The following is a 12,181-nucleotide window of genomic DNA, read 5'->3' as shown; positions in this document are numbered from 1 at the left end:
CTACGAAAAGGAGCCGGTCTGGCCAACAAAAAACCGGCCGCTGAGGGCCGGTTTGGGGCTTGCGTGATTTGGTACCGGTCAGGACCGCGGCGCGTTGAATTCCGAATCCAAAGTTTCCGGCCGCTGAATGACGGCGAATTCGATGGCGACGCCATCCTCGAAATGACGCACCACCTGGCCGCGCATCGTCCCCAGCATGACCTGCACGCCGATCGCCGGCTTGACGTCGATCTCGATCGCCGCGCCCGAAAGCGACAGGTCGATGATGCGGCACTGATATTGGCGCCCGTCGGTAAGCTGCAGCACGCTCATCGGATTGCGCGGCGCGACGCGCTCATGGCGGCGGTCTTCCGGCAGGTCCAGCTCATGTTTGTTGGCGAGCCAGGTGAGCTGCGCAGCAAGCTTGTCCTTCTTGCGGTCGGAAGCGATGACGGTCATGGCGAAACCGTCCTGCGAGGTCCGTGTCACGACGCCTTCGATGCGACCGATATGGTCGATATAGGCAATGACCTTTTCGCCGGGCATGCCGACGCGATCGGTGCGCAAGGCGACATTACCGGGCGACATGTCGATCACCTGGCACGCATGCTCTGTGCGGTCCTCCAGCATGAAGCGTCCGTATATCTTCACCCGGACGCGCTGGAAATTGCGCCGCTCTGCTCGGGACGGCGCGTATTCTACCGCCGCTGACCTCATGACTGCCTACACCCCGCTGGCATCCCACGCGACGTTGCGCAGAATTTCGCCGTAAAAAACTACAGCAAGGCAGGTTAACAAAGGGGAAAAAGCCGGCCCTAAATGGCTCGGGATCGCACGTCCGCGCAAGGCAAAAAGCGAGGTCCGATCAGGGGCGAAAAAGCTTCGCGATCCGCCTTACTCATTGCGCCCGCCGTCGAAGACGACGAGGTGCCGGATCCGGCGCACGCGGCCGAGCGCCGAGATGGTCTCAGGCGCGTCGAACTCAGTCGGAACGAGCGACGGAACGTCGATCGCGGGCCGGTTTTTCAGGAACATCGGCTCCTTGTCGGGATCGATGACCCTGATCGCGTCGATCAGCGCATCGGCGAGCGGGTCGGCGCCCAGCCAGAACGGTCTTTCCGCGGCGCTGACGATGCCGAGACAGCGCGGGCTTTCGACGCCGCCGTCCAGCGGCAGCGCAAGCAGTTCAAACTTGTTGGAACGGCCGTTTCGGCTGAATCCTTCATAGGTCAAAAGCAGGACCGATTTCTGATCGAAAACGCCGTGAATGAGCCGCGACATCAGCCGCTGGTCTTTCTCGCGCCAAAGCGAGGGGAAGGAGAAGCCCTTGAGCTCGCGGCCGTAACAGGCGCAGAGCCTGGTGCCGGCGAGCCGGAACACGGCTTCGCCGCGTGTGTCGCGCTCCAGGATAAACGTGTCCGCCAAAAGCGACTTGATGTCCGCCGGCTCGACTTCCGAGCGCTTCGGGGCAGGGCGGCCATCACGGAGCTGGTTCCAATATTGGAACAGCGTGACTGATCCGTTCTGATTCATTCCATTCCGCTCCGAGCAATCTGTCTTTTTTGTTGTCCCATCGGCGAACAGACAGGGCGCCCTCCGATGACCTTCATGCGGTGCGGAGCAGGATGCGTGCCAGCATCGTTAACGTTTGTTCACGGGTCGAGGCCGTTAAGGTTAAGAAGTGGTTTACATTGCGCGCCGGCGGCGCCCGTGGCACACCAAAAACCACTCCAAAACGGTCGTTTCAGCAGCGATCGGCAGCACTTCAGTCAGAATTTACGGGGAGCAGGGGGACTCGACCGGCCGTTCAGGGGAAAACCCTGGACGGCTTTCTTTTTGATTCGCGCCCTGTCCGAATCGGCCTGAGGCGATTCGCGGTTTGTGATTCGATCGGGCGTGAACTACATGCTCGCCCGACATCAAAGTCTCCAGCCAACTGCAAGGGGCGCATGAGCGAACCGGTAAACCCGACAGAACCCGAACCACAGCCGGACGAAGAGGCGCCGGAGCCGCGCCGCGAGCCGGTGTTTAACCTGCCGCCGATCGTGCTGGCGGTGATCGGGATCTGCGCGATCGTCTTCCTGCTGCAGCAATATGTGCTGAATGACACGCAGCAAATGACGCTGCTCTACGACGGAGCCTTCATTCCGGTGCTCTACACCGGCCAGTACGGCTTCGACTGGTTCCTGTTCACGCGCCCTTTCACCTACGCCTTCATGCACGGGGGTTTTGCCCATATTGCCATCAACATGATCTGGCTCGCCGCTTTCGGCTCGCCGCTTGCCAATCGTCTGGGCGCAACCCGCTTTGCAGTGTTCTACGCCGTGACCGGGCTGGCCTCGGTCGCGCTGTTCTGGGCAATGCACCCGTATGGCGAGATGCCTCTCGTCGGCGCCTCGGGTGCGATCTCGGGCATGATGGGGGCAGCGGCGCGCTACGGTTTCCGCATCGACCGCTCGTCCGGCAGGGGGGCTTTCGCCGGCGAGCCGCTGCCGATCGCAATCGTTTTGCGCTCGCGCGGCGTCATGACCTTCCTCGGCGTCTGGATGGTGATCAACCTCGCCACCGGCTTGCTCGGCTTCGCGCCGGGTATCGAAGGCCAGATCGCCTGGGAGGCCCATATCGGCGGCTTTGTCGCCGGCTTCTTCGGCATGCGCTTTTTCGACCGCCCCGAGCAGGTGGCGTGAGCCCCGCCGCACTTGAAATGCAACGAATCACGGCGCACGATGTTCACCGGAACGTGAATGCCGGTCAGGGCAGGAGCCGGCAGGCAAGGCATAGGAGGACGCCATGACTGTGAAGGCAATTCTCGAGCAAAAAGGCCATGATGTGTTCACGCTCGGGCCTAACGAAAAGCTGAGCGAAGCCATTCGCATCCTGACCGAAAACAGGATCGGCGCGCTTGTCATCACCAACGGCGACCGCAAGATCGTCGGCATTCTCTCGGAGCGCGACATCGTGCGGGTGCTCGCCAGGGAGGGCGCAGCCGCGCTCGACATACCGGTCCGTTCGGCCATGACGCCCAAGGTCAAGATCTGCAACGAGAACCATACGGTCAACGAGGTCATGGAGATCATGACCAAAGGCCGCTTCCGCCATCTTCCGGTGGAGAAGGATGGCATGCTCGACGGCATCGTCTCCATCGGCGACGTGGTCAAGCGCCGCATCGAGGACGTCGAGCGTGAGGCCGAGGAGATCAGGGCCTATATCGCTACCGCTTGAGGCGGGGCGAGGGAACCGCCGGTCACTGCCGGCCGGCGGAACCGGGCATGAAAGCCTCTATCTGTTGTCGATCTCGGCGCGGACGAGTTCCAGCCCGCGCCGGGTGATGCGGTAGGGACCGCCGGCAGTCGAAGATACAGCCTTCTTCCGCCTTAGCTTTCGAAAGAGGTCCAGGTCGAGGCCCGGATAATGCCAGCCATCGCGGGTCAGGCATTGGACCGAAGCGATCTTCTTGCTGTCGTTCTTTTCAATTTCGATGCGCCCGCCTTGCGCGAGCAGGTGCAGGATGCGCTGTTCGTTGCGCGAAATGTCCATTGGAGAATTCCCGGGAAAACAACAAAAGCCGCCGCCGCGAAATCGCGGCACGGGGTTTCAGGTTTTCTGCCCTGCCTCGCTAGGAGGTCAGGGCCTTACCGGGACTGAGCGTAAGTGGACATCCACTCTCCATTGGGATGGATGTCCTGTAGGCGAAAACGGCCGAAAAGGCCAGCACACAGGCTTTGCGCTTGTCTCGCCGGGCGGTTTGCACTAGCGAAGTTGCACACCAAATTATCCGTTTGCGCATATCCGCGAATTCTAAGACACGCAGGCCTCTATGACCATTATCGATACCCGCACGCCCGAACCGAAACGCCTGATCTCCGGCGCCACCGGCGATTGGGAAATCATCATCGGTCTCGAAGTGCATGCGCAAGTGACGTCCGAGGCAAAGCTCTTCTCCGGCGCCTCGACATCTTTCGGCGCCGCGCCCAACGCCAATGTTAGCCTGGTCGACGCGGCGATGCCCGGCATGCTGCCGGTGATCAACGAGGAATGCGTCAAGCAGGCGATCCGCACCGGGCTGGGCTTGAAGGCCGAGATCAATCACAAGTCCGTCTTCGACCGGAAGAACTATTTTTATCCAGATCTGCCGCAGGGCTATCAGATCTCGCAGTACAAGCAGCCGATCGTCGGCGAGGGCAAGGTGATCGTCTCCGTCGGGCCCGACCGGCAGGGTGAGTTCGAGGATATCGAGGTCGGCATCGAACGGCTGCATCTGGAGCAGGATGCCGGCAAGTCGATGCACGACCAGCACCCGACCATGTCCTATGTCGACCTTAACCGTTCGGGCGTGGCGCTGATGGAAATCGTCTCCAAGCCCGATATGCGCTCCGCCGACGAGGCCAAGGCCTATGTCAGCAAGCTGCGCACCATCATGCGCTATCTCGGCACTTGCGACGGCAACATGGACGAAGGTTCGCTGCGCGCCGACGTCAACGTCTCGGTGCGCCGTCCGGGCGGCGAATTCGGCACGCGCTGCGAGATCAAGAACGTCAACTCGATCCGCTTCATCGGCCAGGCCATCGAATCCGAAGCCCGTCGGCAGATCGCCATCCTGGAAGACGGCGGCGCGATCGAGCAGGAGACAAGGCTGTTCGATCCCAACAAGGGTGAGACGCGCTCGATGCGCTCCAAGGAAGAGGCGCATGACTACCGCTATTTCCCGGATCCCGACCTTCTGCCGCTGGAGTTCGACCAGGCCTATGTCGAGGCCTTGGCGCAGCATCTGCCGGAACTGCCCGACGACAAAAAGGCGCGCCTGATCGGCTCGCTAGGCCTTTCGACCTACGACGCATCGGTACTGGTATCGGAAAAGCCGATCGCCGACTATTTCGAGAAGGTGGCGGCCGGGCGCGACGGCAAGCTTGCCGCCAACTGGGTCATCAACGACCTGTTGGGTGCTCTCAACAAGGCCGGAAAAGATATTGAAAACGCTCCGGTTTCGCCTGATCAGCTTGGCGCCGTCATCGATCTGATCAAGGAAGGCACGATCTCCGGCAAGATCGCCAAGGACCTGTTCGAGATCGTCTGGAACGAGGGCGGCGACCCGCGGGAACTCGTCGAGAGCCGCGGCATGAAGCAGGTGACCGACACCGGCGCCATCGAGAAAGCGGTCGAAGAGGTCATCGCCGCCAATCCGGACAAGGCCGAGCAGGCGCGCGCCAAGCCGACCATGGCCGGCTGGTTCGTTGGCCAGGTCATGAAGGCGACCGGCGGCAAGGCGAACCCGCAGGCGGTCAACGAGCTGGTCAAAGCCAAGCTCGGCATCGAATAGAGCGATGTTCGTCCGCACTGCCAGCGAGCGCGATCTTGTTGCGATCCGCGCGCTGCTGGTCGAGACCTGGCATGCGACCTATCACGCCATCTACGGCTCCGAGCGTGTCACGGCGATCACCGACGACTGGCATTCGATCGCCTCGCTCAAGGCGAGGCTGGCCCGGCCGAATTCCGAATTCCTGGTGGCCGACGACGGCAAGCGGCTTGGCGGCATGGCTTTCGCCGCCGCCACCACGGACCCGAAGATCGTCCTACTGAACCAGCTCTATGTGCATCCGGCCTGCCAGCGGCAAGGGATTGGACAGTCGCTGCTCGACGAAGTCGAGGCCAGTTTTCCGGAGATGAGCACGCTGCGCCTTGAGGTCGAGGCGGCGAATGCCGTGGCGATCGCCTTCTACGAGGCGAACGGGTTCCGGCCGGCAGGCAGGACGGCGGATTGCGGCGGCAGTTCGGGATTGCCCGCGCTCATCCTGGAGAAGCGGCTCGGCTAATGCGTGTCGCCCAAAGTGCGCAGCGGTTTTGGGCGAACGACATGCATCAAAACAAAGATTTAAAGCGCGTCGTCTGATGATGCACGTGCCGTCGGAGGAGTAGGAAGCCTGCCCGTTTAATCCTGAGCCTAATCAGGCGGAGGGAATTTCCAGGTTGTCGATCATCCTGGTCGTGCCGAGCCAGGCCGCCGCGAGCAGGCGGCCGTCGCGGTCGCGCCGCCAGGGCCCGAGCGTCACGGCCTCGCGCGCGGCGACGTAATCGACCTTTCGGAAGCCTGCCTGGATAAGCGCTCCTACAGCCTCGCTTATGGCGCTTGCCTCATCCGCGCCGGACGCGAGTTTGGCCGCGGTCTGATGCAAAACCGCGTTCAGCTTGCGCGCAACGTTGATTTCGGTCTCGCCGAGATAGGCGTTGCGCGACGACATGGCGAGGCCGTGGGAATCACGCACCGTGGGCGCGCCGACGATCTCGACCAGCAGATCGAGATCGCGGCAAAGCTGCCTGACGACGCAAAGCTGCTGGTAGTCCTTCTCGCCGAAGATCGCGAAATCGGGCGCCGCCTGCAGGAAAAGTTTGGCCACCACCGTGGCGACGCCATCGAAGAAGGCCGGCCTGAAATCCGTCTCCAGGCCGGAAGAGGGGCCGCCGACCGAGATCCTGGTGGCAAAGCCGGCCGGGTACATTTCCGCCACGCTCGGCGTGAAGGCGAGGTGCGCGCCTGCCTCCCGCAGCCGGTCGAGATCGCGGGCCAGTTGACGCGGATATTTGTCCAGGTCCTCTGTGGGCGCGAACTGCGTTGGATTGACGAAGATCGACACGACGCAGCGCTCGGCCTTTTCGAGCGCGATCCTGACCAGCGAAATGTGGCCGTCATGCAGGGCGCCCATGGTCGGCACCATGGCGATCGTCTGACCGTCTTGGCGCCAGTCCCGGATTTGCGCGCGAAGTGCTGCGACGCTGTCGACAACGATTGGCCCACTCATTCCTTGTCCTTGCCCGATGTCGCCGAAAAGACGTGGTCCGGTCCCGGAAATGCGCGGCCGCGCACTTCGGCGGCGTAACGCGCCGCCGCATCCGAAATTGTATCGCGCAGGTTTGCGTATTCCTTGACGAATTTCGGCACGCGGTCGACGGTCATGCCGATCATGTCGTCGATGACCAGGATCTGGCCGTCGCAGTCGCCGCTGGCGCCGATGCCGATGGTCGGGATGACGATATGGCGGGTGATGTCCGAGGCCACTGCCTCCACCGTGCCTTCGATGACGACCGAGAAGGCGCCGGCCTTTTCGACCGCCTCGGCGTCACGAAAAAGAGCGGCGATGTTTTCCTCGGTCCGGCCCTTGATCTTGTAGCCGCCGTCTTTTTCCACGGATTGCGGCTGCAGGCCGATATGGCCCATGACCGGGATGGCTCCGGCGACGATGGCCGCGATCTGTTCGGCCACGTCGACACCGCCCTCGAGTTTCACCGCCTGGCAGCCGGTTTCCTCGACAATTCGTCGAGCCGAGGCAACGGCCTCCGCCGCCGAGGTCTCGTAGCTGCCCGCCGGCATGTCGACGACGACACAGGCTTTTGTCGAGCCGCGCATTACCGCCTGTCCGTGCGCGATCATCATCTCCAGCGAGGCGCCGAGCGTGGTGGCATGGCCATGCAGCACCATGGCGACGCTGTCGCCGACCAAAAGCAGGTCGACATGCGGATCGAGCATGCGGGCTATCGGATAGGTATAGGCGGTGAGACAGACGATCGGCACGCCACCCTTGCGGCGGCGGATGTCTTTGGCGCCGATCCGATTGCCGGTGGATCGTTCTGGGGCCAATCGTCACCTCCTCAACCGGCGCGGGCCAGATGCCCGCTTGCTGGGCGCGTGCGAGCTTTAGAAACACAGGCAACGCTTGGCAAGCCGAGGTGGCGACATCTCCGCGCGTGTATCGATTTAATGCATGTCGCGCAAAAGTGCGCAGCTGTCTTGCGAAACGACATGCATAAAAACAAAACTGAAGCGCATCGCCTGAATCGATTTCAGCGCGACGCGCTTTAGCGCACGAAGCATTTACCTCGTGCGGCGCGGCAAAACTCTTGCCTTCGCGCTGACCTGACGCCATAAGCAGGAAACAGCGCGGCTGCTGCCGCCACGAGGATCTGGATGAAGACTTTCCTGCTGCAATTTTTCACCTGGTGGAACAGCCAGACGCTGGGCACGCGCTTCCACACCTGGCGATTCGGCAAGAAGGTCGGCGAGGACGAGGCCGGCAACGTCTACTATGAGGGCGGCATCGATTCGGAAGGCCGCACCCGCCGCTGGGTCATCTATCGCGACTATTCCGAAGCCTCGAAGATCCCTCCGGGTTGGCATGGTTGGATCCATCACCGCGTCGACACGCCTCCGCCGAGCGAGAGCTATAAGGCCCGTGAGTGGCAGAAGCCGCATCGGCCGAACCTGACCGGAACGCCCGGCGCCTATCGCCCGCAGGGTTCCATCCTGACCAACCAGCACCGCCCGCAGGTGACTGGCGACTACGACGCCTGGACTCCCGGTTCGTAAACGCGTTTTCGGTCCTTTGTCGCCACAATTGGCGTTTAGCTGCTTGCTGATATCGCAGCCATGACTAGCCTTGGGCGATTGGAAGAATCACCCGGGCGCAACCACCGGTACCCCGCATGAGCATTTTCGAGCAATTCCAGGAAAAGTGCGTAGCGGTTTTCCGCCCGGAATTGCGCGCAAAGATTGTAAGCCGTATCTCGACGGGATTGTTCGCGGCAGCTTCGGTTCTGACAGCCTCGACTGCCGTGTTCGCCGCCGCGCAAGCGCCCGCGGCGCCGCCGGCCTCCGACCGCGTCACCAATCCGGTGGCCGAATTCGCCGGCATCGACAAGATCACCGGGCGCATTATCACCTTCGACGTCTATATCGACGAGACGGTGCAGTTCGGTGCCCTGCAGGTGACGCCGCGCGTCTGCTACTCGCGGCCGGAGACTGAGCAGCCGAAGACGGATTCCTTCGTCGAGGTCGACGAGATCACGCTCGACCGCAAGATCCGCCGCATCTTCACCGGCTGGATGTTCGCCGAAAGCCCCGGCCTCAACGCCGTCGAGCATGCCGTCTATGACGTCTGGCTGAAGGCCTGCAAGCAGAAGTCGGACGTTCCGCCGCCGACCGCCGCCAAGGCCGATACGGGCAAGCCGAAGACGAATGCCGCCAAGCCAAAGGCGCCCGCACAGGAGCAGCCGACCGACGCGGCGCCTGATGCGACGGATACCGCGCCTGCGCCGGACGGCACGGACTCCACCGACACGAACTGACCCGGAACCCTCGTTTTCGCAATCCGTTGGTAAGCGGTGACAGCGACGGGAGGATTCCACCATGGCCAAGACCAAGCCGATCACCGCCAGCAGGGAAGAGCTTCTCGATATCGAGAAGGGATTCTGGACAGGCGACTCCGCGTATTATGCGGCCAATGCCGACACGGAATGCCTGGTCGCCTTTCCGCAGATGGCGCAGCGACTGACGAATGATGAACTCGCCAAGACCGCGAGCAAGCCCAACCGCTGGCGCGACCTCGACGTCAAGCTGAAAGGCATGGTCGAGCCCGGAAGCGACATCGTCATGCTGACCTATGAAGCGCACGCCACGCGGGAAAGCGGCGAGCCCTACGCGGCTCTCGTCAGCACCGGGTACGTCCATCGCGCCGGCGGCTGGAAGATGATGTTCCATGCGCAGACGCCGATCGAGACATCAGCCGGCGCGCTTTAGGGATAAAAAATCGCCTCGCCCTTCAAGGCCTCGGCCAGCATCTTCTCATAGCGGCTGCGCGGCACGTCAATGGCGCCGAAGCGCTTGAGGTGCTCGGTGGTGAACTGTGTGTCGAGCAGCGCGAAGCGGCGTTCGTTCAACCGCTCGACGAGATAGTAGAGGCAGGTCTTCGAGGCGTCGGTTTCCCGGGCGAACATGCTCTCGCCGAAGAACACGCGCCCGAGCGAAACGCCATAGAGGCCGCCGACCAGCCGGCCCGCGCGCCACGCCTCGACTGAATGGCAGTGGCCCAGCCGGTAGAGATCGATATAGGCTTCGCGGATCGGGGCATTGATCCAGGTCGAGCGCCGCTCGTCGCGCTTTTCGGCGCAGCCGTCGATCGTCGCCTCGAAGTCGAAATCGTAGCGGATGTCGAAAGGGTGCCTGCGGATCGTCTTCTTCAGGCTGCGCGGCGTGTGGAAGCCGTCGAGCGGGATGATGCCGCGCGTTTCCGGCCGCACCCAGAATACCTCCGGGTCGTTCGCGCTCTCAGCCATCGGGAATACGCCCGAAGCGTAGGCTTTCAGCAGCAGGTCGGTCGGGATGCGGTAGCCGGGCGCGTAGGGACGAGTCATTGCGCCATTATAACCGCAAGACCACAACGCATGTCGCTCAAAAGTGCGCAGCGGTTTTGGGAGAACTTCATGCATCAAAACAACGATTGAAGCGCGTCGCCTGAATCTGTTTCAGAGCGATGCGCTTTTAACGTACGTGAGCGCAGGAAGCCGCTATTTGCAGGCCGGCATCACCTGAATATCGGTAGACTCTAATCCTCCTTGGCCAAATATTTTTCCAGCCAGTGGATGTCGTAGTCGCCATTGGCGATGTCCGGATTGCCGACCAGGTCGCGGAACAGCGGCAGCGTCGTCTTGATGCCGTCGACGACGAACTCGTCGAGCGCCCGGCGCAGCCGCATCATGCATTCCACGCGGTTGCGCCCATGCACGATCAGCTTGCCGATCAGGCTGTCGTAATAGGGCGGGATCCTGTAGCCGGAATAGACGCCGGAATCGACACGGATGCCGAGGCCGCCCGGCGTGTGGAAATGCGTGATCGTGCCGGGCGAAGGCGTGAAGGTGCGCGGATCCTCGGCATTGATGCGGCACTCGATGGCGTGGCCGTTGAACTTGATGTCCTCCTGCCTGACCGACAGCCCGCCGCCGGACGCGACGCGGATCTGCTCATGCACGAGATCGATGCCGGTGATCGCTTCCGTCACCGGATGCTCGACCTGCAGGCGGGTGTTCATCTCGATGAAATAGAACTCGCCGTTCTCGTAGAGGAATTCGATGGTGCCGGCGCCGGAATAGCCGAGATCGGCTATCGCCTTGGCGCAGATGCCACCGATGCGGGCTCGCTCCTCGGCATTGAGAGCGGGGGAGTTGGCTTCTTCCCAGACCTTCTGGTGGCGGCGCTGCAGCGAACAGTCGCGCTCGCCGAAATGCACGCCGCGGCCGGCGCCGTCGCCGAACACCTGCAATTCGATATGGCGTGGCTTTTCCAGATATTTCTCAATGTAGACGGCGTCGTCGCCGAAGGCGGCGCCGGCTTCCGACTTTGCCGTCTGCAGCGCCACCTCGAGGTCGGCCTCCGTGCGCGCCACCTTCATGCCGCGGCCGCCGCCACCGGCCGAAGCCTTGATGATCACCGGATAGCCGATCTCGGCGGCGACGCGCTTTGCTTCCTTCTCGTCGCTGATCGCGCCATCGGAACCAGGCACCACCGGGATGCCCAGGCGCTTTGCAGTGCGCTTGGCCTCGATCTTGTCGCCCATGATGCGGATATGGTCGCCCGACGGGCCGATGAAGGTGATGTTGTGGGCGGCGAGGATGTCGGCGAACTTGGCGTTTTCCGACAGGAAGCCGTAACCTGGATGCACGGCGTCGGCGCCGGTGATCTCGCAGGCGGCGACGATCTGGTGGATGTTGAGGTAGCTTTCACGCGAGGGTGGCGGGCCGATGCAGACGCTCTCGTCGGCAAGCCGCACATGCATGGCGTCGGAATCGGCCGTCGAATGGACCACCACCGTCTGGATGCCGAGCTCCTTGCAGGCGCGCAGCACTCGGAGTGCGATTTCGCCGCGATTGGCGATGAGGATCTTCTGGAACATCTGCCCGCGTTCCCGGCTCTACTCGATGACCACGAGCGGCATGCCGTATTCGACCGGTTGGGCGTCCTCGATCAGGATCGCCGTCACCGTTCCGGCGCGCGGCGAGGGAATCTGGTTCATCGTCTTCATCGCTTCGATGATGAGCAACGTCTGGCCTTCCTTCACCTTCTGGCCGATCTCGACGAACGGCTTGGCGTCGGGCGAGGGCGCCAGATAGGCGGTGCCGACCATCGGCGAGGGCACCGCGTTCTTGGAAGGGTCTGCTACTGCCCCAGCCGCTGCCGATTGGGCCGGTGCGGCAACCGCCGCGGCTGGGATAGGAAGCGGAGCGGCGACCGCATGGACGGCCTGCGACTGGCGCGACACGCGCACCTTCAGGTCGCCGAGCTCGACCTCGATCTCGGTCAGGTTGGTGTCGTTCAGTATGCCTGCCAGATCGCGGATCAGCTGCTGGTCAACACCGTTCTTCTTTATCGACATGTTCGAGC

The 12,181-nt window shown here is 62.6% G+C and carries 15 protein-coding genes; 7 read left to right on the top strand and 8 right to left on the bottom strand.

Annotation, left to right across the window (positions count from 1 at the left end; genetic code table 11):
• Window positions 1–78: 78 nt before the first annotated feature.
• Together RFM40_RS17455 and RFM40_RS17450 are read right to left on the bottom strand one after the other, a co-directional pair.
• Window positions 79–696 (bottom strand): PilZ domain-containing protein, encoded by a 618-nt coding sequence (locus RFM40_RS17455; RefSeq protein ID WP_320220679.1) that lies wholly within the window; start codon window positions 694–696, stop codon window positions 79–81.
• A gap of 177 nt (window positions 697–873) precedes the next feature.
• Window positions 874–1,512, bottom strand: a complete 639-nt coding sequence (locus tag RFM40_RS17450; RefSeq protein ID WP_320227714.1) for a PAS domain-containing protein — start codon at window positions 1,510–1,512, stop codon at window positions 874–876.
• Window positions 1,513–1,928: 416 nt separating this feature from the next.
• Here RFM40_RS17450 and RFM40_RS17445 point away from each other — a divergent pair, with 416 nt between their 5' ends.
• Entirely contained in the window at window positions 1,929–2,666 is a 738-nt protein-coding gene (locus RFM40_RS17445) for a rhomboid family intramembrane serine protease (RefSeq protein WP_320227713.1), read from the top strand.
• 103 nt (window positions 2,667–2,769) lie between these two features.
• Window positions 2,770–3,201: a CBS domain-containing protein gene (locus RFM40_RS17440; RefSeq protein ID WP_320227712.1), complete on the top strand. Its 432-nt coding sequence runs from the start codon at window positions 2,770–2,772 to the stop codon at window positions 3,199–3,201.
• A gap of 57 nt (window positions 3,202–3,258) precedes the next feature.
• On the opposite strand, the gene RFM40_RS17435 is transcribed toward RFM40_RS17440, so the two are convergent.
• Entirely contained in the window at window positions 3,259–3,516 is a 258-nt protein-coding gene (locus RFM40_RS17435) for a YjhX family toxin (RefSeq protein WP_320227711.1), read from the bottom strand.
• A 280-nt stretch (window positions 3,517–3,796) separates the two neighbouring features.
• On the opposite strand from RFM40_RS17435, the gene gatB reads away from it, so the two are divergent.
• Together gatB and RFM40_RS17425 are read left to right on the top strand one after the other, a co-directional pair.
• Complete coding sequence (gatB, locus tag RFM40_RS17430) at window positions 3,797–5,296, top strand: Asp-tRNA(Asn)/Glu-tRNA(Gln) amidotransferase subunit GatB (protein WP_320227710.1); 1,500 nt, start codon at window positions 3,797–3,799, stop codon at window positions 5,294–5,296.
• A gap of 4 nt (window positions 5,297–5,300) precedes the next feature.
• Entirely contained in the window at window positions 5,301–5,789 is a 489-nt protein-coding gene (locus tag RFM40_RS17425; protein WP_320227709.1) for a GNAT family N-acetyltransferase, read from the top strand.
• A 132-nt stretch (window positions 5,790–5,921) separates the two neighbouring features.
• Here RFM40_RS17425 and panC read toward each other — a convergent pair whose 3' ends face one another.
• Window positions 5,922–6,773 (bottom strand): pantoate--beta-alanine ligase, encoded by an 852-nt coding sequence (gene panC / locus RFM40_RS17420; protein ID WP_320227708.1) that lies wholly within the window; start codon window positions 6,771–6,773, stop codon window positions 5,922–5,924.
• Window positions 6,770–7,609, bottom strand: a complete 840-nt coding sequence (gene panB / locus RFM40_RS17415) for a 3-methyl-2-oxobutanoate hydroxymethyltransferase (protein WP_320277880.1) — start codon at window positions 7,607–7,609, stop codon at window positions 6,770–6,772. Before panB ends, panC begins: the two co-directional genes overlap by 4 nt.
• A 327-nt stretch (window positions 7,610–7,936) precedes the next feature.
• On the opposite strand from panB, the gene RFM40_RS17410 reads away from it, so the two are divergent.
• The 3 genes from RFM40_RS17410 to RFM40_RS17400 all read left to right on the top strand — a co-directional run bounded on the left by RFM40_RS17410 (window position 7,937) and on the right by RFM40_RS17400 (window position 9,544).
• Window positions 7,937–8,335 (top strand): NADH:ubiquinone oxidoreductase subunit NDUFA12, encoded by a 399-nt coding sequence (locus RFM40_RS17410; RefSeq protein WP_320227706.1) that lies wholly within the window; start codon window positions 7,937–7,939, stop codon window positions 8,333–8,335.
• Window positions 8,336–8,451: 116 nt separating this feature from the next.
• Window positions 8,452–9,093 carry a DUF2155 domain-containing protein gene (locus RFM40_RS17405; RefSeq protein ID WP_320227705.1) on the top strand — a complete coding sequence of 214 codons (642 nt, stop codon included), beginning with the start codon at window positions 8,452–8,454 and terminating at the stop codon, window positions 9,091–9,093.
• Between the two features lie 61 nt (window positions 9,094–9,154).
• A complete protein-coding gene (locus RFM40_RS17400) occupies window positions 9,155–9,544 on the top strand; it encodes a hypothetical protein (protein WP_320227704.1) in 390 nt (129 codons plus the stop codon).
• On the opposite strand, the gene aat is transcribed toward RFM40_RS17400, so the two are convergent.
• From aat to accB, 3 genes are all read right to left on the bottom strand, one after another.
• Window positions 9,541–10,158 carry a leucyl/phenylalanyl-tRNA--protein transferase gene (aat, locus tag RFM40_RS17395; RefSeq protein WP_320227703.1) on the bottom strand — a complete coding sequence of 206 codons (618 nt, stop codon included), beginning with the start codon at window positions 10,156–10,158 and terminating at the stop codon, window positions 9,541–9,543. The genes RFM40_RS17400 and aat overlap by 4 nt on opposite strands.
• A 191-nt stretch (window positions 10,159–10,349) precedes the next feature.
• Complete coding sequence (gene accC, locus RFM40_RS17390) at window positions 10,350–11,693, bottom strand: acetyl-CoA carboxylase biotin carboxylase subunit (protein ID WP_320227702.1); 1,344 nt, start codon at window positions 11,691–11,693, stop codon at window positions 10,350–10,352.
• An 18-nt stretch (window positions 11,694–11,711) separates the two neighbouring features.
• Window positions 11,712–12,173, bottom strand: coding sequence for an acetyl-CoA carboxylase biotin carboxyl carrier protein (accB, locus tag RFM40_RS17385; protein ID WP_320220669.1), 462 nt, complete (start codon window positions 12,171–12,173; stop codon window positions 11,712–11,714).
• Between the last annotated feature and the right edge of the window lie 8 nt (window positions 12,174–12,181).

This window comes from Mesorhizobium captivum, from assembly GCF_033977165.1.
Lineage (GTDB): Bacteria > Pseudomonadota > Alphaproteobacteria > Rhizobiales > Rhizobiaceae > Mesorhizobium > Mesorhizobium captivum.
Note: the sequence above shows the minus strand (reverse complement) of the source record. Positions and strands in the feature narration are given on the sequence as shown.

Bases quoted from the DNA above. Each gene is read 5' to 3' on its own strand.
- RFM40_RS17435 (WP_320227711.1), bottom strand. From the start codon at position 3,516: ATGGACATTTCGCGCAACGAACAGCGCATCCTGCACCTGCTCGCGCAA.
- RFM40_RS17450 (WP_320227714.1), bottom strand. From the start codon at position 1,512: ATGAATCAGAACGGATCAGTCACGCTGTTCCAATATTGGAACCAGCTC.
- RFM40_RS17400 (WP_320227704.1), top strand. From the start codon at position 9,155: ATGGCCAAGACCAAGCCGATCACCGCCAGCAGGGAAGAGCTTCTCGAT.
- RFM40_RS17405 (WP_320227705.1), top strand. From the start codon at position 8,452: ATGAGCATTTTCGAGCAATTCCAGGAAAAGTGCGTAGCGGTTTTCCGC.
- gatB (WP_320227710.1), top strand. From the start codon at position 3,797: ATGACCATTATCGATACCCGCACGCCCGAACCGAAACGCCTGATCTCC.
- accC (WP_320227702.1), bottom strand. From the start codon at position 11,693: ATGTTCCAGAAGATCCTCATCGCCAATCGCGGCGAAATCGCACTCCGA.
- accB (WP_320220669.1), bottom strand. From the start codon at position 12,173: ATGTCGATAAAGAAGAACGGTGTTGACCAGCAGCTGATCCGCGATCTG.
- RFM40_RS17440 (WP_320227712.1), top strand. From the start codon at position 2,770: ATGACTGTGAAGGCAATTCTCGAGCAAAAAGGCCATGATGTGTTCACG.
- RFM40_RS17410 (WP_320227706.1), top strand. From the start codon at position 7,937: ATGAAGACTTTCCTGCTGCAATTTTTCACCTGGTGGAACAGCCAGACG.
- RFM40_RS17445 (WP_320227713.1), top strand. From the start codon at position 1,929: ATGAGCGAACCGGTAAACCCGACAGAACCCGAACCACAGCCGGACGAA.
- panC (WP_320227708.1), bottom strand. From the start codon at position 6,773: ATGAGTGGGCCAATCGTTGTCGACAGCGTCGCAGCACTTCGCGCGCAA.
- RFM40_RS17425 (WP_320227709.1), top strand. From the start codon at position 5,301: ATGTTCGTCCGCACTGCCAGCGAGCGCGATCTTGTTGCGATCCGCGCG.
- RFM40_RS17455 (WP_320220679.1), bottom strand. From the start codon at position 696: ATGAGGTCAGCGGCGGTAGAATACGCGCCGTCCCGAGCAGAGCGGCGC.
- aat (WP_320227703.1), bottom strand. From the start codon at position 10,158: ATGACTCGTCCCTACGCGCCCGGCTACCGCATCCCGACCGACCTGCTG.